The organism is Streptomyces sp. NBC_00376, from assembly GCF_036077095.1.
In the GTDB taxonomy this organism is placed as follows: Bacteria; Actinomycetota; Actinomycetes; order Streptomycetales; family Streptomycetaceae; genus Streptomyces.
The window spans coordinates 3,791,651-3,809,834 of record NZ_CP107960.1 but is presented as its reverse complement, the minus strand read 5'-3'; the positions used below and the strand labels follow the sequence as shown (position 1 = coordinate 3,809,834).

The 18,184-nt window shown below is 72.2% G+C and carries 18 protein-coding genes; 12 read left to right on the top strand and 6 right to left on the bottom strand.

Features of this window, described 5'->3' with window-relative positions:
- Positions 1-67: 67 nt before the first annotated feature.
- Entirely contained in the window at positions 68-589 is a 522-nt protein-coding gene (locus OG842_RS17080; protein ID WP_266730612.1) for an EF-hand domain-containing protein, read from the top strand.
- 63 nt (positions 590-652) lie between these two features.
- On the opposite strand, the gene OG842_RS17075 is transcribed toward OG842_RS17080, so the two are convergent.
- Positions 653-2,191, bottom strand: a complete 1,539-nt coding sequence (locus tag OG842_RS17075) for a class I adenylate-forming enzyme family protein (protein ID WP_266730611.1) — start codon at positions 2,189-2,191, stop codon at positions 653-655.
- Between the two features lie 144 nt (positions 2,192-2,335).
- Here OG842_RS17075 and OG842_RS17070 point away from each other — a divergent pair, with 144 nt between their 5' ends.
- The 4 genes from OG842_RS17070 to OG842_RS17055 all read left to right on the top strand — a co-directional run bounded on the left by OG842_RS17070 (position 2,336) and on the right by OG842_RS17055 (position 6,694).
- Positions 2,336-3,529, top strand: a complete 1,194-nt coding sequence (locus OG842_RS17070; RefSeq protein WP_266730610.1) for an amidohydrolase family protein — start codon at positions 2,336-2,338, stop codon at positions 3,527-3,529.
- A 7-nt stretch (positions 3,530-3,536) separates the two neighbouring features.
- A complete protein-coding gene (locus OG842_RS17065) occupies positions 3,537-4,697 on the top strand; it encodes an acyl-CoA dehydrogenase (RefSeq protein ID WP_266730608.1) in 1,161 nt (386 codons plus the stop codon).
- Between the two features lie 7 nt (positions 4,698-4,704).
- The gene (locus tag OG842_RS17060) at positions 4,705-5,658 is read left to right on the top strand and encodes an acyl-CoA dehydrogenase family protein (RefSeq protein ID WP_266730607.1); all 954 of its coding nucleotides are present in this window, start codon (positions 4,705-4,707) and stop codon (positions 5,656-5,658) included.
- Between the two features lie 517 nt (positions 5,659-6,175).
- Positions 6,176-6,694 (top strand): ATP-binding protein, encoded by a 519-nt coding sequence (locus tag OG842_RS17055; protein ID WP_266730605.1) that lies wholly within the window; start codon positions 6,176-6,178, stop codon positions 6,692-6,694.
- Positions 6,695-6,725: 31 nt separating this feature from the next.
- On the opposite strand, the gene OG842_RS17050 is transcribed toward OG842_RS17055, so the two are convergent.
- Positions 6,726-7,652, bottom strand: a complete 927-nt coding sequence (locus OG842_RS17050; RefSeq protein WP_266730604.1) for a cyclase family protein — start codon at positions 7,650-7,652, stop codon at positions 6,726-6,728.
- 83 nt (positions 7,653-7,735) lie between these two features.
- Here OG842_RS17050 and OG842_RS17045 point away from each other — a divergent pair, with 83 nt between their 5' ends.
- The 3 genes from OG842_RS17045 to OG842_RS17035 are packed head-to-tail and all read left to right on the top strand — an operon-like array spanning position 7,736 to position 10,930.
- Positions 7,736-8,650, top strand: a complete 915-nt coding sequence (locus tag OG842_RS17045; protein WP_266730603.1) for an SDR family oxidoreductase — start codon at positions 7,736-7,738, stop codon at positions 8,648-8,650.
- A gap of 37 nt (positions 8,651-8,687) precedes the next feature.
- A complete protein-coding gene (locus OG842_RS17040) occupies positions 8,688-9,884 on the top strand; it encodes an acyl-CoA dehydrogenase family protein (protein WP_266730601.1) in 1,197 nt (398 codons plus the stop codon).
- On the top strand, positions 9,881-10,930 hold the full coding sequence (locus tag OG842_RS17035; protein WP_266730600.1) for a Zn-dependent alcohol dehydrogenase: 1,050 nt from the start codon (positions 9,881-9,883) through the stop codon (positions 10,928-10,930). Before OG842_RS17040 ends, OG842_RS17035 begins: the two co-directional genes overlap by 4 nt.
- A 37-nt stretch (positions 10,931-10,967) precedes the next feature.
- On the opposite strand, the gene OG842_RS17030 is transcribed toward OG842_RS17035, so the two are convergent.
- On the bottom strand, positions 10,968-11,951 hold the full coding sequence (locus OG842_RS17030; protein ID WP_266730599.1) for a GlxA family transcriptional regulator: 984 nt from the start codon (positions 11,949-11,951) through the stop codon (positions 10,968-10,970).
- Between the two features lie 151 nt (positions 11,952-12,102).
- On the opposite strand from OG842_RS17030, the gene OG842_RS17025 reads away from it, so the two are divergent.
- On the top strand, positions 12,103-13,323 hold the full coding sequence (locus OG842_RS17025) for an MFS transporter (protein ID WP_266730597.1): 1,221 nt from the start codon (positions 12,103-12,105) through the stop codon (positions 13,321-13,323).
- On the top strand, positions 13,320-13,781 hold the full coding sequence (locus OG842_RS17020; RefSeq protein WP_443063988.1) for a ribosomal maturation YjgA family protein: 462 nt from the start codon (positions 13,320-13,322) through the stop codon (positions 13,779-13,781). Before OG842_RS17025 ends, OG842_RS17020 begins: the two co-directional genes overlap by 4 nt.
- Here the strand turns inward: OG842_RS17020 and OG842_RS17015 are convergent.
- Positions 13,738-14,070 carry a hypothetical protein gene (locus tag OG842_RS17015; protein WP_266730595.1) on the bottom strand — a complete coding sequence of 111 codons (333 nt, stop codon included), beginning with the start codon at positions 14,068-14,070 and terminating at the stop codon, positions 13,738-13,740. The genes OG842_RS17020 and OG842_RS17015 overlap by 44 nt on opposite strands.
- Positions 14,071-14,265: 195 nt before the next feature.
- On the opposite strand from OG842_RS17015, the gene OG842_RS17010 reads away from it, so the two are divergent.
- Positions 14,266-15,600: an MFS transporter gene (locus tag OG842_RS17010; RefSeq protein WP_266730593.1), complete on the top strand. Its 1,335-nt coding sequence runs from the start codon at positions 14,266-14,268 to the stop codon at positions 15,598-15,600.
- Positions 15,601-15,621: 21 nt separating this feature from the next.
- Here the strand turns inward: OG842_RS17010 and OG842_RS17005 are convergent, their stop codons facing one another.
- Positions 15,622-16,365 carry a DUF6585 family protein gene (locus OG842_RS17005; protein ID WP_266730591.1) on the bottom strand — a complete coding sequence of 248 codons (744 nt, stop codon included), beginning with the start codon at positions 16,363-16,365 and terminating at the stop codon, positions 15,622-15,624.
- 105 nt (positions 16,366-16,470) lie between these two features.
- Between OG842_RS17005 and OG842_RS17000 the strand changes: the two genes are divergently transcribed.
- Positions 16,471-17,355, top strand: coding sequence for a LysR family transcriptional regulator (locus OG842_RS17000; protein WP_266730589.1), 885 nt, complete (start codon positions 16,471-16,473; stop codon positions 17,353-17,355).
- Positions 17,356-17,426: 71 nt separating this feature from the next.
- Here the strand turns inward: OG842_RS17000 and OG842_RS16995 are convergent, their stop codons facing one another.
- Entirely contained in the window at positions 17,427-18,041 is a 615-nt protein-coding gene (locus OG842_RS16995) for a flavin reductase family protein (protein ID WP_266733638.1), read from the bottom strand.
- Between the last annotated feature and the right edge of the window lie 143 nt (positions 18,042-18,184).

The window sequence follows — 18,184 nt, the reverse complement described above, 5'->3', positions numbered from 1 at the left end:
CCGCACGTTCCGGTGCCGGGCGCTCCAAAGTGACACGTGACGCCTTCCGGCGTCGTACGCTCCCCGCATGGACAGCGCAGAGTACGAGCGCAAGATCGCCCACCGCTTCGCCGCCTTCGACCAGGACGGCAACGGATACATCGATCGCGCGGATTTCAACGCCGCCGCGGCCCGTCTGCTCGCCGAGTTCGGCACGACGGCGCGCTGCGACAAGGGCCAGGCGCTCTACACCGGGGCCGAGGCGTTCTGGCAGGGCATGGCGGGCATCGCCGATGTCGACGGGGACCAGCGCGTCACCCGTGAGGAGTTCGTGGGCGGGGCCGTGAAACGGCTGCGCGACAGCCCGGAGCGCTTCGCGGAGATCGCCCGCCCCTTCCTGCGCGCGGCGATCGCCGTGGCGGACGGGGACGGCCTGGGCGCGGCGGCCGTACCCGCCGTGGAGCGGGTGCTGCGGGTGCTGGGTGCCGATGCCGGGACGGCTCAGCTCGCGGCGCGGAGCCTGGACGCGGACGGAGACGGCAGGATCACCGAGGGCCAGGCGGTGTCGGCGCTCGCCGACTACTTCACGGTGATCGCCCCGGACGCGTAGGACGTACGGGGGTGCGGGGCGGCGCCCCGCGCCCCCGTCGGGCGAGCCGCCCCCGCACCCCCGTCAGGTGAACTGCTCCCGCAGCCGGTACTTCAGCACCTTGCGCAGGGTGTCGTTGCGCGGAAGCGCCGACACCACCTCCAGCCGTTCCGGCAGCTTGTGCACGGAGAGTCCCTCGGCCCGCAGGTAATCCGTTACCTGAGTCAGCGTCAGCGGGGCGGCGCCCGCCGGCTGTTCCACGACCGCGCAGACCAGCTCGCCCCGCTCCGGGTCCGGCAGCCCGATCACCGCCGCGTCCCCGACGTCCGGGTGCCGGTGCAGCAGGTCCTCTATCTCCTTCGCGGAGATGTTCTCGCCCTTGCGGATGATGATGTCCTTCAGCCGCCCGGTGAGCACCAGATGCCCGCCGGCCCTGACGTGGCCGACGTCGCCGGTGATCAGGAACCCGTCCGCGTCGAAGGCCGACGCGGACGCCGCCGGGTCCAGATAGCCCTTGCAGACGGCCTCCCCGCGCAGTCGCACCTCGCCGTCCGTGCCGTGCGGCAGCGGCTTGCCTTCCTCGTCGGTGATCCGGATCTCCATGCCCGCGGGCGGCCGGCCCTCCGTCTCGGCGAGGTGTTCCACCGTGTCGTCGGGGGCGCCCATCGTGATCATGGGCACCTCGGTCATGCCGTACCCGTGGGTGAGCTGGACGCCCATCTCCCGGACCACCGCGTGATAGATCTCCGGCGGCTTCGGGGCCCCGCCGCCCGCCAGCAGCCGCAGGCTGGGGATCAGTTTCCGGTCCGGCGCCTTGCGCTGCTCGGTCAGGAACATCGAGTAGAACGCCGTGGACCCGCCCGCGACCGTCACCCCGTGGCGCCGGTAGTCCGCCACCGCGTCCGGCATCGCGAAGTGTTCGAAGAGGACCGCCGGGAAGCCGTACAGGAGCAGCATCACCGAGTAGTCGGGCCCGGCGACATGGGCGAAGGGGAAGGCCATCGAGCCGATGTCGTCGGCCGACAGATGCAGCGCGTGGGCCAGGCAGGAGCCGCCGGCGATCAGGCTGCGGTCGGTGTGCAGGACCCCCTTCGGGTCGGAGGTGGTGCCCGAGGTCCAGTAGATCCAGCGCACCGCCGTGCCGTCACCGGGCGGCGGCGGGAGCACCGACGGATCGCCGTCCGGCAGTGACGCGTACGCCTCGAACACCGTCACCGGCCGGTCCGCCGTCACCCGTCCGGCCATCGCCGTGTGGTCGAAGCCGCGCCAGGTGCCCGGTACGGCGAAGAACTCCGCCTTCGACTCGCGCAGCGCGAACCCCACCTCGCGGTCCCGGTAGAACGGGATGACGGGCGACTGCACGGCGCCGATCCGGGTCAGCGCGAACGACAGCAGCACCGTTTCGATCCGGGTCGGAAGCTGCCAGGCGACGACGGTGCCCGGACGTACGCCCATCTCCCACAGCCCGGCCGCGACCCGCTCGCCGCGGCCGCGCAGCTCGCCGAAGGTCAGGGTGCGGTCGTCCTGGATCAGGAACGGGCGGTCCGGGGTCAGGCCGGCCCGGCGTTCGACGAGTTCCCAGAAGGTGCCCGATGCACCCAGGGCGTGCGCGGTCTCGGTCACGGCGAACCCCTTAAAGCTGACGGACAGTCAGATGGTGCGGAGAGCGTAGAGCGATGTGCCTTGTCGGTCCAGGGGTGCGGGGCTAGCCTGATGGCGACATAAATCTGACGGGTCATCAGAAAATCGCGCGCCGGAGGGGACACCATGACGGAACTGCCTCGGATCGTCAGCGTCGACGACCATGTGATCGAGCCGCCGCACCTCTTCTCGACCTGGCTGCCCGCCAAGTACCGCGAGCGCGGCCCGCAGCCGCTCACCGCGGGCATCGGCGAGCTGGCCTACACGGGCGGCAAGTACGTCATCACCATGGATCCGGACGGCCCGCCCACCGACTGGTGGATCTACGAGGACCTGAAGTTCCCGTACAAGCGCAACATCGCCGCCGTCGGCTTCGACCGCGACGACATGACGCTGGAGGGCATCACCCGGGCGGAGATGCGGCCCGGCTGCTGGGACCCGGCCGAGCGGCTCAAGGACATGGACCTCAACCACGTCGAGGCCAGCCTCTGCTTCCCGACCTTCCCGCGCTTCTGCGGCCAGACCTTCGCCGAGGCCCAGGACAAAGAAGTGGCGGTCGCGTGTGTCCGCGCCTACAACGACTGGATGGTCGAGGAGTGGTGCGGCGACAGCGGCGGCCGGCTCATCCCGCTCTGCATCATCCCGCTCTGGGACATCGGCCTCGCGGTCGCCGAGATCCACCGCAACGCGGCCCGCGGGGTGCGCGCGGTGACCTTCTCCGAGATCCCCACCCACCTCGGCCTGCCGTCGATCCACACCGGGTACTGGGACCCGTTCTTCGCGGCCTGCCAGGAGACCGGCACGGTCGTCAACATGCACATCGGGTCCAGCTCGCAGATGCCCGCCGCCTCGCCGGACGCCCCGCCCGCCGTACAGGCCAGCCTCTCCTTCAACAACGCCATGGCCTCGATGATGGACTTCCTGTTCAGCGGGGTCCTGGTGCGGTTCCCGCAGCTCAAGCTCGCCTACAGCGAGGGCCAGATGGGCTGGATCCCGTACGCCCTGGAGCGCGCCGACGACGTCTGGGAGGAGCACCGGGCCTGGGGCGGGGTGCGCGATCTGATCCCCGAGCCGCCGTCCACGTACTACTACCGGCAGATCTTCTGCTGCTTCTTCCGCGACAAGCACGGCGTCGCCTCGCTCGACGTCGTCGGGCGGGACAACGCCACCTTCGAGACCGACTACCCGCACGTCGACTCGACCTTCCCGCACACCAAGGAGGTCGCCCTCGACCACGTCAAGGGACTGGACGACGAGACCGTCTACAAACTGATGCGCGGAAACGCGATCCGCATGCTCGGCCTGGACCTCGACAAGTAGGCCCGCGATGGACCTCGCGTACACCCAGGAGGAACAGGAGTTCCGGGCGCGGCTGCGCGAGTGGCTGGCCGTCGTGCTGCCCGGACTGCCTCCGAAGCCCCGCCCCGACGACTGGCCGGGCCGCCGCGCGTACGACACGGCCTGGCAGCGGATGCTGTACGACGCCGGCTACGCCGGTCTGCACTGGCCCGTCGACGCGGGCGGCCGGGGCGCGACCCCGACCCAGCACCTGATCTTCCTGGAGGAGACGGAGAAGGCCGGAGCCCCGTACGTCGGCGCGAACTTCGTCGGGCTGCTGCACGCCGGCCCGACGATCGCGGCCGAGGGCACCTCGGAGCAGCGGGCGCGCTGGCTGCCCCCGGTGCTCAGCGGCGACGAGATCTGGTGCCAGGGGTTCAGCGAGCCCGACGCCGGCTCGGACCTCGCCGCGCTGCGGACCAGGGCGGTGCGCGACGGCGACCACTACGTGGTGAGCGGCAGCAAGATCTGGACCTCGCACGCCGAGGTCGCCGACTGGTGCGAGCTCCTGGTGCGTACGGACCCGGCGGCGCCCAAGCACCGCGGGATCACCTGGCTCGCGATGGAGATGGACGCGCCGGGGGTCACCGTCCGCCCGCTGCGCACCCTCGCCGGGTCCACCGAGTTCGCCGAGATGTTCCTCGACGAGGTGCGGGTGCCCGTCTCCCACCGGGTCGGCGCGGAGAACGACGGCTGGCGGGTCACCATGGTCACCCTCTCCTTCGAGCGCGGTACGGCCTTTGTCGGCGAGGTAGTCGCCTGCCGCCGCACCCTGGACGCGCTGGCGGCCGAGGCCCGGCGCGGCGGACGCTGGGACGATCCGGTGCTGCGCCGCAGGCTGGGCAGGCTGAACGCCGAATTCCGGGCGCTGTGGCGGCTCACCCAGTGGAACGTCAGCGAGGCGCAGCGGGCCGGGGCCGGCGGCGTGCCCGGAACCGGCGGTTCGGTCTTCAAGCTGCGCTACTCGCACGCCCGCCAGGAGCTGTACGAGGCGGCCGCCGAGGTGCTCGGCGCCGACAGCGCGGACCTGGACCGGGAGTGGGTCCTGGACCGGCTCTCCTCGCTCTCGTACACCATCGCCGCGGGCACCTCGCAGATCCAGCGGAACATCGTCGCCGAACGCATACTCGGCCTGCCGAAGGGGCGCTGACGCACTCATGGACTTCCAGCTCTCGGACGACCAGCGGGCCCTGCGGGCGGGGGTGCGGGAACTCCTCGCCGGGCGTTTCGGCAGGGACCGGATGCGGGTGGCGCTCGACGACGGCACGGGCGTCGACCGGGCGCTGTGGCGGGAGCTCGGCGAGGCCGGGTTCTTCGCGCTGCGGCTCCCGGAGGCGGAGGGCGGCGTCGGTCTCGGGCTGCCCGAAGCGGTCCTGCTCTTCGAGGAGGCGGGGCGCTCGCTGCTGCCCGGACCGCTGATCGCCACCCACCTCGCGGCCGGCCCGGTCAAGGGCGCGGCGCAGGGCGAGACGGTGGTCGCCGTGCTCGACCCGGGGCAGCCGGTGGCACACCTGGGCGAGGCGGACGCGCTGCTGGTGCTCGGTCCCGGGAACGGACCGCGGGAATCCGGTGCCGCCCCGGCGGACGTCACCCCGGTACGGGACGCCGCCACCCCCGTACGTTCGATGGACCCGTTCACGCCCCTGTGGCGGGTCGCGGACCCGGTGGAGGCGGGCGAGCCGCTGCCCGGGGGCGGGCGGCTGCGCGACGAGGGCGCCCTGCTCGCCGCCGCCGAACAGCTCGGCAGCGCCGCCCGGACGACCGAGATGGCCGTCCAACACGCCGGTGAGCGCGAGCAGTTCGGATCGCCGATCGGCTCCTTCCAGGCGGTCAAACACCTGTGCGCCGGAATGCTGGTCCGCGCCGAGCTGGCCCGCTGCGCCGTGTACGCGGCGGCCGTGACCGCGGACCCGGTGGAGATCGCGGGCGCCAAACTGCTCGCCGACGACGCGGCGGTCCGCAACGCGCGCGACTGCCTCCAGGTGCACGGCGGCATGGGCTTCACCTGGGAGGCGGACGTCCACCTGCACCTCAAGCGGGCCTGGCTGCGGTCCGGGCAGTGGCTGACGGCGGCGGCGGCCGAGGAGGTGCTCGCGGGGGACCTGTGCTGAAACCGGGCGGGTTCCGTGCAGGCCTCGGGTGCCCGGTGGCGGGTGAATGCGCGGTGCACGCAGATGACAGGCAGAGCCGCAAGCCTCACGCTGCGGAGTTACGCAGTGCAGTTGACGGGCACCGGCTCCGGCCTGCGGCCTTCACGTCATCCGTCACGGGGTGGAGTCGGCGCCGGGCTCGGGTACGCTCCGTTGGATGCGACAGGAACTGGAACCGGGCGGTCCGGGTGTTGCCCCTGCGGTGACTCCGGCTCCGGAACGGTGCCCTGCTCGCGTTCCAGGCAGAAGCGCCGGGCATGCCCCGGGGGCGGTTCGTACGGCCTCGACGCGCCTCTGTTCGACTCCCCGCAACGTGCGTCGCACAGTATGCATCACACGTACTCCTTCGCGCTGGAATATGCCCGAAGCGCTTGTTGCGGTGACTGTACGTCAACCATGCTGTCTCGCAGGGGAATCACGTTCCGTGACCCCGAGGAGGCGCGAGGCGATGTGTCCGCCGGTTCGGATGGTGTGAGCGGTGCAGGTGCTTCAGGTTCAGCTGGAAGTCGGGCCGGATCCCGCAGAGGTCGGGCGGGCCCGTAGATGGGCCCGGTCGAGACTGGTCGGGTCCGGGATAAGGGACGACGAGCCACTGGCCGAGACGCTCATCCTGCTGATCTCGGAGCTGGTCACCAACGCGGTGGTGCACACCGGGTGCCCGGCGGTGCTCCGCATGCTGTTCGGCCTGACCGGCTCGGCCGGTGCGGCCGGGACCGTCCGGGTCGAGGTGGCCGACACCAGCTGTCGCCCGCCGCAGCAGCGCCACGCGGCGGGCGAGGACACCAACGGCCGGGGCCTGGAGCTGGTCGACGGCCTCGCCGACCGCTGGGGCTGGCAGCCGGAGGGCGCGGGCAAGCGCATCTGGTGCGAGGTCGACCGGGGTGCGCCGCTGATCCAGCTGCCGCTGCACTCCGGCGCGCAGGGCGTCGCGCCCTGCGCGGGGGATGCGGACCGTGATGCGCACCAGGTGTCACAAGCCGTCAAGTACTTTGCATAAAGGTTAAAGCAGTTCGCTGAGGACTCTCCCGTCACAGGACGGCGACCGGTGCCACCGGGGTGCCGGTCGCGCCGGTGAACGGCTCCGGCATGGCGGAGAGCAGGAAGGCGTACCGCTTCTCCTGCGCACAGGCTGTGGACAGCGCCTCCAGATTCCAGTTCTGGCCCTGCAGCATGCCCATCTCGACCAGGTCCAGCGCGTGCACCCCCAGCCACAGGTCCTCGATCTCCGGCGGGAAGATCTCGAAGGTCAGGGTGTCGTTGGCGACCGCCGCCACATCGCGCGCGCGGAACCACTCGGGCGTCCGGACCGACAGTCCGGGCGACGGATAGCCGTACGCGTGCTTGTCGCCCGCCAGATACACCTGCACCTGTCCGGTCCGTACGAGCACGATGTCGCCGGACCGGACCCGTACCCCGGCCAGATCCTCGGCCGCGTCCAGGTCCTCGGGCGTGACGGCGTGACCGCCCTCCAGCCGGTCCACGCCGTGGGCCCGCGCCACGTCGAGCAGCACCCCGCGCGAGACGATGTGCGGCGCCTTGTCTATCCCGCTGAACTGCGCGCCGCCGTGTGCGGTGATCGTCGAGGCCGGGCGGCCGTTGTAGATCTTCCCCGAGTGCGAGGCATGGGTCAGGGCGTCCCAGTGGGTGGCCGTCTGCAGGCTCAGGACCGCCGTGTCGTCGCTGGTGGCGACGGTGCCGGGGCCGAAGAGCTCCTGGTTGATCTGGATCATGGTGTGCAGCGGATTGACCCGCCCGGGGATCAGTCCGTTCTGCACCCCGTCCTGCTGGAGGGGGAGCGCGAGCGGGATCCGCAGACCGGTGCGGACGGTGGCCGCCGCCTCGCGCACGACGGCGTCGGTGATCAGGTTGAGCGTCCCGATCTCGTCGTCGGCCCCCCAGCGGCCCCAGTTGTTGACCCGCTTCGCGATGTCGTGGAACTCGGCCGGCAGTGACATGGCGCCTCCTGGGGCTTGTGCTCGTGGACCTGATGGCCCATAAAATCTAACGGTCCGTCAGAAACCGCGGGAAGGGGCCGGGCATGGGGAACTTCTTGGCAGGCAAGGTGGTGGCCGTCACGGGTGCCGGGCGCGGCATCGGGCGGGCGGTCGCGCTCGCGGCCGCGGCCGAGGGGGCGCGGGTCGTCGTCAACGACTACGGCGTCTCCATCGAGGGCGGCGAACCGAGCAGCGAGGTGGCCGAGTCGGTCGTCAAGGAGATCGAGGCGGCGGGCGGCGAGGCGGTGGCGGTCGCCGACGACATCGCCACGATGGCGGGCGGCCAGCGGATCGTGGACACGGCGCTCGCCCGCTTCGGCCGGATCGACGGGGTCGTCTGCGTGGCCGGCATCCTGCGGGAACGGATGCTGTTCAACATGTCCGAGGAGGAGTGGGACCCGGTGGTCGCCACCCACCTCAAGGGCACCTTCACCGTCTTCCGGGCCGCGTCGGCGGTGATGCGCAAGCAGGAGGGCGGCGGCACCCTGATCGGCTTCACCAGCGGCAACCACCAGGGCAGCGTCGCCCAGGCCAACTACAGCGCCGCGAAGGGCGGGATCATCTCGCTGGTCCGGAGCGCGGCGCTCGGCCTGCACAAGTACGGAGTCACGGCCAACGCCGTCGCCCCGGTCGCCCGCACCCGGATGTCCGCCAACGTCCCCATGGAGCTCAAGGAGATCGGCGAGCCGGAGGACGTGGCGGCGCTCGTCGTCTACCTGCTCAGCGAACGGGCCCGCCAGGAGAAGATCACCGGCCAGGTGTACACGGTCGCGGGGCCGAAGATCGCGGTCTGGGCCCAGCCCAGGGAACTGCGGGCCGGGTACGTCGAGGGGGCGTGGACCCCGGAGCGGATCGCGGACTTCCTGCCGGGGACGGTGGGCACCGACCCGATGCCGATGCTGGCACGGCTGGAGGAGATGGCCGCGGCGGCAGCGGCGAAGGCGCGCCCGAACGCGTGAGGCCCTGGACGGCGAGCGGCAACAGCAGGAGGCACCCGTGGACTTCAGCTTCGGCCCCGACGACACCGCCTTCCGCGCGGAGGCACGCGGCTGGCTGGCAGAGCACCTCGTGGGCGAGTACGCGGCGGCCGCCGGCACCGGCGGCCCCGGCAGCGAGCACGAGGGCGTCGCGGTCCGCCGCGCCTGGGAGCGCGAACTCGGCCGCGACGGCTGGATCGGCCTCGGCTGGGACGACCACGGCACCGGCCACGGCAACCGCCGCGCCAGCCTCGTCCAGCAGGTCGTCTGGGCCGAGGAGTACGCCCGCGCCGACGCCCCCGCCCGGGTCGGCCACATCGGCGAGAACCTCCTCGCCCCGACCCTGATCGCCTACGGCAGCCAGGAGCAGCAGCGCCGCTTCCTGCCCGCCGTGGCGCGCGGCGACGCGCTCTGGTGCCAGGGCTACAGCGAGCCGGGCGCCGGATCGGACCTGGCCGCGGTGCGCACGGCCGCGGTGCGCGACCCGGGCAGCGGCGGCCACCGGGTGACCGGGCAGAAGATCTGGACGTCGCTCGCGAAGGAGGCCGACTGGTGCTTCGTGCTGGCCCGCACGGAGCCCGGCTCCCGCCGCCACCACGGCCTGTCGTTCCTGCTCGTGCCGATGGACCAGCCCGGCAGGATCGAGGTGCGGCCGATCCGCCAGATGTCCGGGACCAGCGAGTTCAACGAGGTCTTCTTCGACGGGGCGCACGCCGAGGAGTGCGTCGGCGGCGAGGGCAACGGCTGGACGGTCGCCATGGGGCTGCTGGCCCTGGAGCGCGGCGTCTCCACGCTCGTCCAGCAGATCGGCTTCGCCGCCGAACTGGGCCGGGTGGTCGAGGCGGCCGTCGACAGCGGCGCCGTCATGGACCCGGTCCTGCGCGAACGCCTCGTACGGCAGTGGGCCCAGCTGCGGACCATGCGCTGGAACGCCCTGCGCACCCTCGGCTCCACCGGCGACCCGGGCGCGCCCAGCGTGGCGAAACTGCTCTGGGGCGGCTGGCACCAGCGCCTGGGCGAGCTGGCCGTGCAGATCAGGGGCACGGCGGCGGCCGTCGGCCCGGAGGACTGGTCGGCGAAACAACCGTACGGACTCGACGAGGCACAGCGCCTGTTCCTGTTCACCCGGTCCGACACCATCTACGGCGGCTCGGACGAGATCCAGCGGAACATCATCGCCGAGCGGGTGCTCGGCCTACCGAAGGAGCCGAGATGAGAGGCGTCGTCTTCGACGGCAAGCGGACCGAGGTCGTCGACGATCTGGAGATACGCGATCCGGGCCCCGGCGAGGTGCTGGTGGCGGTGGCCGCGGCCGGGCTGTGCCACAGCGACCTCTCGGTGATCGACGGGACGATTCCGTTCCCGTCACCGGTGGTGCTCGGGCACGAGGGCGCGGGTGTGGTCGAGGCGGTCGGCGCCGGCGTCCGGCATGTGGCGCCCGGCGACCACGTGTCGCTGTCCACGCTGGCCAACTGCGGGGCGTGCGCCCAGTGCGACCGGGGGCGCCCGACGATGTGCCGCAAGGCGATCGGGATGCCGGGGCAGCCGTTCACGCGGCGCGGGAAGCCGCTGTACCAGTTCGCCTCCAACTCGGCCTTCGCCGAACGGACCCTGGTCAAGGCCGTGCAGGCGGTGAAGATCCCGGACGATCTGCCGCTCACCTCGGCGGCCCTGATCGGCTGCGGGGTGCTGACGGGGGTGGGCGCCGTGCTCAACCGGGCGAAGGTCGACCGGGGCGACACGGTCGTGGTGATCGGCACCGGCGGCGTCGGGCTCAACGTGATCCAGGGCGCCCGGATCGCGGGCGCGCTGACGATCGTCGCCGTGGACGCCAACCCGGCGAAGGAGGCGGCGGCCCGGCAGTTCGGCGCGACACACTTCGTGACCTCGGCGGACGAGGTGCGGGACATCCTGCCGAACGGCGCCGACCACGCCTTCGAGTGCGTCGGCCGTACGGAGCTGATCCGTACCGCGATCGACCTGCTGGACCGGCACGGCCAGGCGATCCTGCTGGGCGTCCCGGCGGCCACGGCGGAGGCGTCGTTCCTCGTCTCGTCGATGTTCCTGGACAAGTCGATCCTGGGCTGCCGGTACGGCTCCTCGCGCCCGCAGCGGGACATTGCGCTCTACGCCGAGCTGTACCGGGAGGGCCGGCTGCTCCTGGACGAACTCGTCACCACCACCTACCCGGTGGAGGACTTCGCCAAGGCGGCGGACGACGCGCACCACGGCCGGGTGGCCCGGGGCGTGCTGGTGTTCTGACCCCCCGAGTGTTCTGACCCTCCGCGCCGGGCGCCTCTCAGGCACTCCCGGCGCGGAAGGTGCGCCGGTACACCGTCGGGGACACCCCCAGCGCCGCCTGGAGATGCTGCCGCAGTGACGTGGGCGTCCCGAAGCCCGCGTCCCGCGCCACCTGGTCGATCGACAGGTCCGTCGACTCCAGCAGGTGCCGGGCCCGTTCGACCCGCTGCCGGGTCAGCCACTGGACGGGGCTGACCCCGACCTCCTCCCGGAACCGCCGGGTGAAGGTGCGTACGCTCATCGACTCCTGCTGCGCCATGTCGCGCAGCAGGATCGGGCGCTCCAGCCGACCGAGCGCCCAACTGCGCGCGGTGGTCGTGGTCGCGAACCGGGCCTCGGGCAGGGGGCGTTGGATGTACTGCGCCTGTCCGCCGTCCCGGTGCGGAGGCACGACCGTGCGCCGGGCGACGTCATTGGCGACGGCGGTGCCGTGGTCCCGGCGCACGATGTGCAGACACAGATCGATCCCGGCGGCGACCCCGGCGGAGGTCAGGACGTCCCCGTCGTCGATGAACAGGACGTCCGGGTCGACCCGGACCTCGGGGAAGAGCTGCTGGAAGTGGTCGGCGTGCGACCAGTGGGTGGTGGCGGGGCGCCCGTCGAGATACCCGGCGGCGGCCAGCACGTAGCTGCCCGTGCAGATCGAGACCATCCGGGTTCCCGGCCTGATGCGGGTGAACGCGGCGGCCAGTTCGTCGGTGAGCCTGCCCTCGTCGAAGACGGGGCCGAGTTCGTAGCTGGCGGGAATCACCACCGTGTCGGCGGTGGCCAGGGCCTCGGGACCGCGTTCGACGGTGATCGTGAAGTCCGCGTCGGTACGGACCGGGCCCGGCGGGCGGACGGAACAGGTCACGACTTCGTAGAGGCCGCGGCCCTTCTCGTGCGGCTCGATGCCGAACGCGCGGCCGAATATCCGCTGAGGGATGCCCAGTTCGAAGGGCAGCAGCCCGTCGAGGGCCAGGACGGCGATTCGGTGCGGCATTGGCGGACTCCCTTCACCCCTAGTGGTATAGACCTCAACCCTGATACATGTCACTCCTGTGAAGGAAAAGTCAGCGGAACATCCGCACATTCCCGCCGTCGAACGCGACGGTGCGCAGCCCCTTTTGGTCGGTTCGTCCGGTGTGCGCGCGATGGGTGAGGGCCTGGGGAGCGGCCGGTCGGAAGGGCTCTGGAACCGTAACTTCCGGCTCTTCTTCGTCGCCCGCACCGCCGCGCTCTTCGGTGACGGCATGATCCCGGTGGCGCTCACCGCCGGGCTGCTGGGCGCCGGCCGCCCGCACTCCTCCGTGGGGTTCGCGCTCGCCGCCTGGATGGGTCCGCTGGCGGTCTTCGTGCTCTTCGGCGGCGTACTGGCGGACCGGTTCACCCCCCGCCGGATGATGATCATCGCGGACGCGCTGCGGCTGGTCGGGGCCTCGGTGCTGGCGTTCTCCTTCGCCACCGGCAACCCGCCGCTGTGGGCGGTGTACACGCTCAGCGCGGTGGCCGGGGTGGGCGCCGCGCTCTTCCAGCCCGGCGTCGCCTCGACCGTGCCCCGGGTCGCCTCGGACGTGCAGCGGGCCAACGCGGTACTGAGGGTCTCCGAGGCGCTGATGACCATGGCGGGCCCGGCCTTCGCGGGCATGCTCGTCGGGCTGGCCAGCGCCGGGGCGGTCTACGCGGCGAACGCCTCGACGTTCCTGGTCTCCGGCATCTGCCTGTTCCTGCTCCGGCTCGCCCCGGCCCCCTCGGACGAGGCGCAGCGCGGCGGTTTCGTCGCCGAACTGGCCGACGGGTGGCGGGAGTTCCGGGCGCGCAGCTGGCTGTGGGGGGTGATCGCGATCTGGACGGTGTACGGCTTCACGGTGCTCGGCCCGATGCTCCCGCTCACCGCGGTCGAGGTCACCGAGGCGCACGGCTCGGGCACGTACGGCGTGATGATGGCGGTGAACGGCGCGGGCAGCGTCGTCGGCGGGCTGCTGGCCCTGCGCCTGAGACCCCGCCGCCCGCTCGCGGCGGGCGCCGTCGCGCTGACCGGGGTCTGCGTGAACCTGCTGGTGCTGGGGCTCGGGCTGCCGGTGCCCGCGCTCGGGGCGGGGCAGTTCGCGGCGGGCGCGGCGTTCGCGTTCTGGCTGGTGATGTGGTCGACGACGGTCCAGACCCATGTGCCGCCCGAGGCGCTGAACCGCCTGCACGCGTACGACGTGGCGGGCTCGCTGCTGATGCTGGCGGCGGGCCGGGCCCTGGCAGGGCCGGTCGCGGACCGGGTGGGCACGCCCGAGGTGCTGCTGGCCGGCGCGGTGATCAACCTGATGGTGGTGGCGGTGCTGCTGGTGGCCCGGCCGATCAGCCGGCTGGAGCGGATCGCGTGACCGGGGGAGGGGACGGGGTCGGGGCCGAGGGTGAGGTCGGGGTCGAGGAAGTCTGGACGGCCCGGCGCACCCGTGCGGTCGCGGCCGTCGCCGCGGCGCTGACCGTGCTCGCCGGGCTCGGGGTCAGGGCCTTCATGGACGGCGACCTCGCCAAGTACGCCGGGGACGCGCTCTACACCGTGCTGATCTGCGCCCTGGCCGCCGTGATCGCGCCCGGCGCGCGGCCGGTCGTCACGGCCGGGGCGGGGCTGGCGTTCAGCTGGGCGGTGGAACTGCTGCAACTGACCGGGGTGCCCGCGGAGCTCTCCCGGCACAGCACGGCGGCGCGGCTGGTGCTCGGCTCGACCTTCAACGCGCCCGATCTGCTCTGGTACGCGGTGGGCGCGGGCTTCGCCTGGGCGGTGGCGGCCCTGGCTACTTCTCCCGGCTCCGCTCCTCGGACTTCTGCATCTCGATGACCTCGAAGACATGGGCGCTGGTCTGCCTGCGCACACTGCCGGCGACCAGCAGCCCCGCACCGAGGACGGACAGGGGCGCGGAGATCCCCAGGACGGTGAGCCCCTTCGGTACGTCGCTCTCCACCTCGCACACCGACGACCTGCCGACGTAGCAGTGCATGCCGTCCTGGTCCGCCAGCAGGAAGCCCAGCCAGACCCACAGGGCACAGGCGATGAGCAGCATCACGGAGCCCCAGGCCTGCATCAGCGCGGAGCGGTGGTGGAAGTGCTGGCGTGCTGCCCACTGCATGGAAATCCCCCGGATCGGTGTGCTGTGCGACGGGGCCGGCGCGCCCGGCCCGTCGGCCGACTGGCGATCGTACGCGCACCCGGGCCCGTCCGTCCGGCCCGGCCGGGAAGCGGCGATCCCGATGGCCCGATTCCTGCGAAGGGTGTCCCTCCGGCCACTCGTGGGGAGGTGCGCCGCGACCCGATGCTGAGTGACGTGACCCAGACAACCGACAGCGCCGCCCGGTACGACGACCGGCCGGCCACCACCCCGGCAGCCCCCGGGCGTCCCCCGCGCCGACGTGTTCACCGCGCCTGGATCGTCGCCGCCGTCACCTTCGTGACGATCATCGGCGGCGCCGCGTTCAACTCCCTCCCCGGCCTCCTCATCGAGCCGCTCAACGCGTGGTTCGGCTGGTCGCGCGGGGAGATCGGACTCGCCGTCTCCATCGACATGGCGCTGTACGGGCTCACCGCACCGTTCGCCGCCGCGCTGATGGACCGCTTCGGTATCCGCCGGGTGGTCGTCGTCGCCCTCACCACCGTGGCCACCGGGGCGCTGGCCAGCGTATGGATGACGGCCTCCTGGCAGCTGATGCTCTACTGGGGCGTGCTCGTCGGCCTGGGCACCGGCTCCATGGCGATGGCGTTCTCCGCCACGGTCACCAACCGCTGGTTCGTGGCCCGGCGCGGCCTGGTCACCGGCATCCTCACCGCGGCCGGCGCCTCCGGCCAGCTGGTCTTCCTGCCGCTGTGCGCCTGGATCGTCGAGCACCACGGCTGGCGCCCCGCCTCGGTGACGGTGGCGCTCGCGGCCCTGGTCGTCGTCCCGTTCGTCTGGTTCCTGCTCCGCGACCACCCGGCCGACGTGGGCCTCGCCCCGTACGGCGGCAGCTACGTGGAGAAGTCGGCGCCCGCGCGCGGGGCGGCGCGGCGGACCCTGCGCGTACTGACCGACGCGGCGCGCACCGGGCCGTTCTGGCTGCTGGCCGGTTCGTTCGCGATCTGCGGGGCCTCGACCAACGGCCTGATCCGTACGCACTTCGTGCCCTCGGCCCACGACCACCACATGCCCGTCACCGCCGCGGCGTCACTGCTCGCCGTCATCGGGATCTTCGACATCATCGGCACCGTCTTCTCCGGCTGGCTCACCGACCGCTTCGACGCCCGGCGGCTCCTCGCCGTCTACTACGCGCTGCGCGGCGTCTCGCTGCTCTTCCTGCCGATACTGATGGCGCCGACGGTGCAGCCCCCGATGGTGTTCTTCATCGTCTTCTACGGCCTGGACTGGGTCGCCACCGTCCCGCCGACGCTCGCCCTGTGCCGCGAGCAGTACGGGGAGGACAGCGCCATAGTCTTCGGCTGGGTGCTGGCGTCCCATCAGGTCGGCGCGGCGCTGGTGGCGTTCCTGGGCGGGGTGGCGCGCGACGTGTTCGGCTCGTACGACGTGGTCTGGTACGCGTCCGGGGCGCTGTGCGCGGTGGCGGCGCTGATGGCGCTGGTGATCCGCCGGGTGAAGGAGCCTTCGGGCGCCGTGGTCCGACTCGGCTGACGGCGCCGGGAGCCCGGCGCCTCAGGCCGACGAACTTTCGGTGCAAAGGTGCTGGGCGACGGCCAGGAAGACGTGCAGGTTCGCGATGTCGCTGACCGCGGCGCTGCAACGGCGCCCGGGGCCGCCGGTCCCCATGGCGTTCACCCGGCCCGCTGACACGTGGATCTCCTGGACGCCGGACCAGGGGAGGTGGCCCTTCCCCCGGGCGGTCAGGCCGGTGCGGGAGAGCGAGAATTCCCCGAAGTCGGCCGTCCCGCCCGCCAGGACCGATTCCAGGACCGCCGGGCCCTGGGCCCGCAGGACGGCCTGCTGCATATGGGGCCCCCAGGTCTCGGGGCCCTCGTAGAAGTGGGTGATTCTCGCGTGGTCCCGGCCCGGGCCCACCGCGGAGTAGACGTACTCGGTGGTCGACGGGATGCCGTTGATGATCTTCTGGGTGATGTCCTGGTAGAGCCGTACGGAGTCCCAGCGGATGACGGCCCTGCCGTCGCCGGACTCCGGGTGCACGATCAGTCCGTTCTCGAACAGGTGAAGACGCTTGGCGGCCTGTCTCCGGCTGAAGTCCGGGTACCGGCGCAGCCACCAGAAGAACAGCAGGCCGGGTATCACGAGCATCGCCAAGAGGTGGAGCGTCGTGAAGACGTAGAGGACGAAGATCGCCTTGTTCAGGCGCTTGGGGGTGAACGTGCCCTGCAGGGCGCCGAGTCGGTGGGTGGCGGCCAGTTCGGCGGCCTCGGGCGACAGGGTGTTCGGTGCTGCTGCCATGGATGTGTCCCTCGTCTCGAAGCTCGCGAACTCCTGTCGAAGCTAGGACCGGACGAGCCATTCCACCAGCGACTAGATTGCATGTGAGCCATGCGAGGGGGGAATGTGTTCGAGATCGACGCGCTGCGTCTGCTGGTGACGGTGGCCGAAACCGGATCGTTCACGAAGGCCGCGGTCCGGCTCGACTACACGCAGTCGGCGGTGTCCCGGCGGATCGCCTCGTTGGAGAAGGAGGCGGGCGGACCGCTCTTCGAACGGCTCGCCCGGGGCGTACGGCTGAATCCGGCCGGCCACGCGCTGCACCGGCACGCCGTGGAGGTGCTCGCGCGCCTGGCGGGTGCGGAGCACGAGATGGCCGCGATCCGGGCCGGGCGGGGCGGGCGGCTTCGGGTGGGGGCGTTCGCCACGGCCAATGTCTCGCTGGTGCCCGCCGCGCTGCGGGCGTTCGCCAGGTCCAGGCCGGATGTCGAGGTCGTCGCGGTCGAGGGCCGGACCGGTGAGTCGATGCGGCGCCTGGCGGACGGGGCGCTCGACCTGGCCGTGGTCAGCGACTACCCGTCGGGTCTGCCGTCGGCCGACGGCGTCACGACCGAGGCCCTGCTGGAGGACGAGTTGTTCGTCGTGCTCCCCCGCGACCACCGCCTGGCCGGAACCGGGACGGTGGATCTGCGCGAACTGCGCGACGAGACCTGGCTCCAGGACGTCTCCGCCGACCGGCCCATGATGCTCGCCGAGGTCTGCGGCCGGGCCGGCTTCCGGCCGAAGCGGATCGTCCGGATCGCCGAGTGGACCGGCAAGTTCGGTTACGCGGCCGCCGGGCTGGGGGTCGCGCTGGTCCCCTCGCTGGCCGCCTGGGCGGTCCCCGACGAACTCGCCGTCTGCCGCCTCGGCGACCTCGCCCCGCGCCGGACCGTACATGTCGCACTGCCCGCCGCCCCGCTTCCGGCGGCGCTGAAGCTGCGGGATCTGCTGCGCGACGCGGCCGGCTGAAGGCGTACGCGTACCGGCGTGCCGAGGCACCGGCGTACCGGCCGACCCGCCGATCCGCCTGTGGCGCGTGCTCACCCGTCGAGCGGCCCGAACCGTCCGAACGTCCCCCGGTGGAACAGCAGCGGATCGGCCCCGTCCGTCGCTCCCATCGCCGCCACCCGGCCGACGACGATCAGATGGTCGCCCCCGGTGTGGACCGCCTGGATGCGGCAGTCGATCCAGGCCGGTACGGAGTCCAGCAGCGGCGACCCGGTCGCCGGGGCGGCCTCGTACGCCACTCCCGCGAACTTGTCCGCTCCGCTCACCGCGAAGCTCCGGCACAGTTCGCCCTGGCCCGCGCCGAGGATGTTGACGCAGAAGGCCCCGGCGCGCGCGATGCGCGGCCAGGTCGTCGACGTACGGGCGACCATGAACGTGACCAGCGGCGGATCGAGGGAGAGCGAGGCGAACGACTGGCAGGCGAAGCCCGCCGGGCCCTCCTCGTCGTCCGGGTCGTGCGCGGTGACGATGGTGACGCCGCTGGCGAAGTGCCCCAGTACGCGGCGGAATTCGCCCGGGTCGACGGGCGGCCGCTCCCCGTCGGCCACGGCTCGCAGGTGCGGGCGCGGCAGTGCGTCGACCGGTACCGGCCCTGCGGTGGTGGCGGCGCCGACGGACCTGAGGTACCGGACGGCGATGGCGGCCATGCCTGCGTGTCCCATCACCCTTCGATTAGAACTGACACTCCATCAGATGGGAAGGCCCGAGGACCGGCAGCTTGGACCTGCCGGTGCGGCAGGCCCCACCCCTGACGATCGTCGGGGGTGGTCCCTGCCGTTCGGCCCGGGTC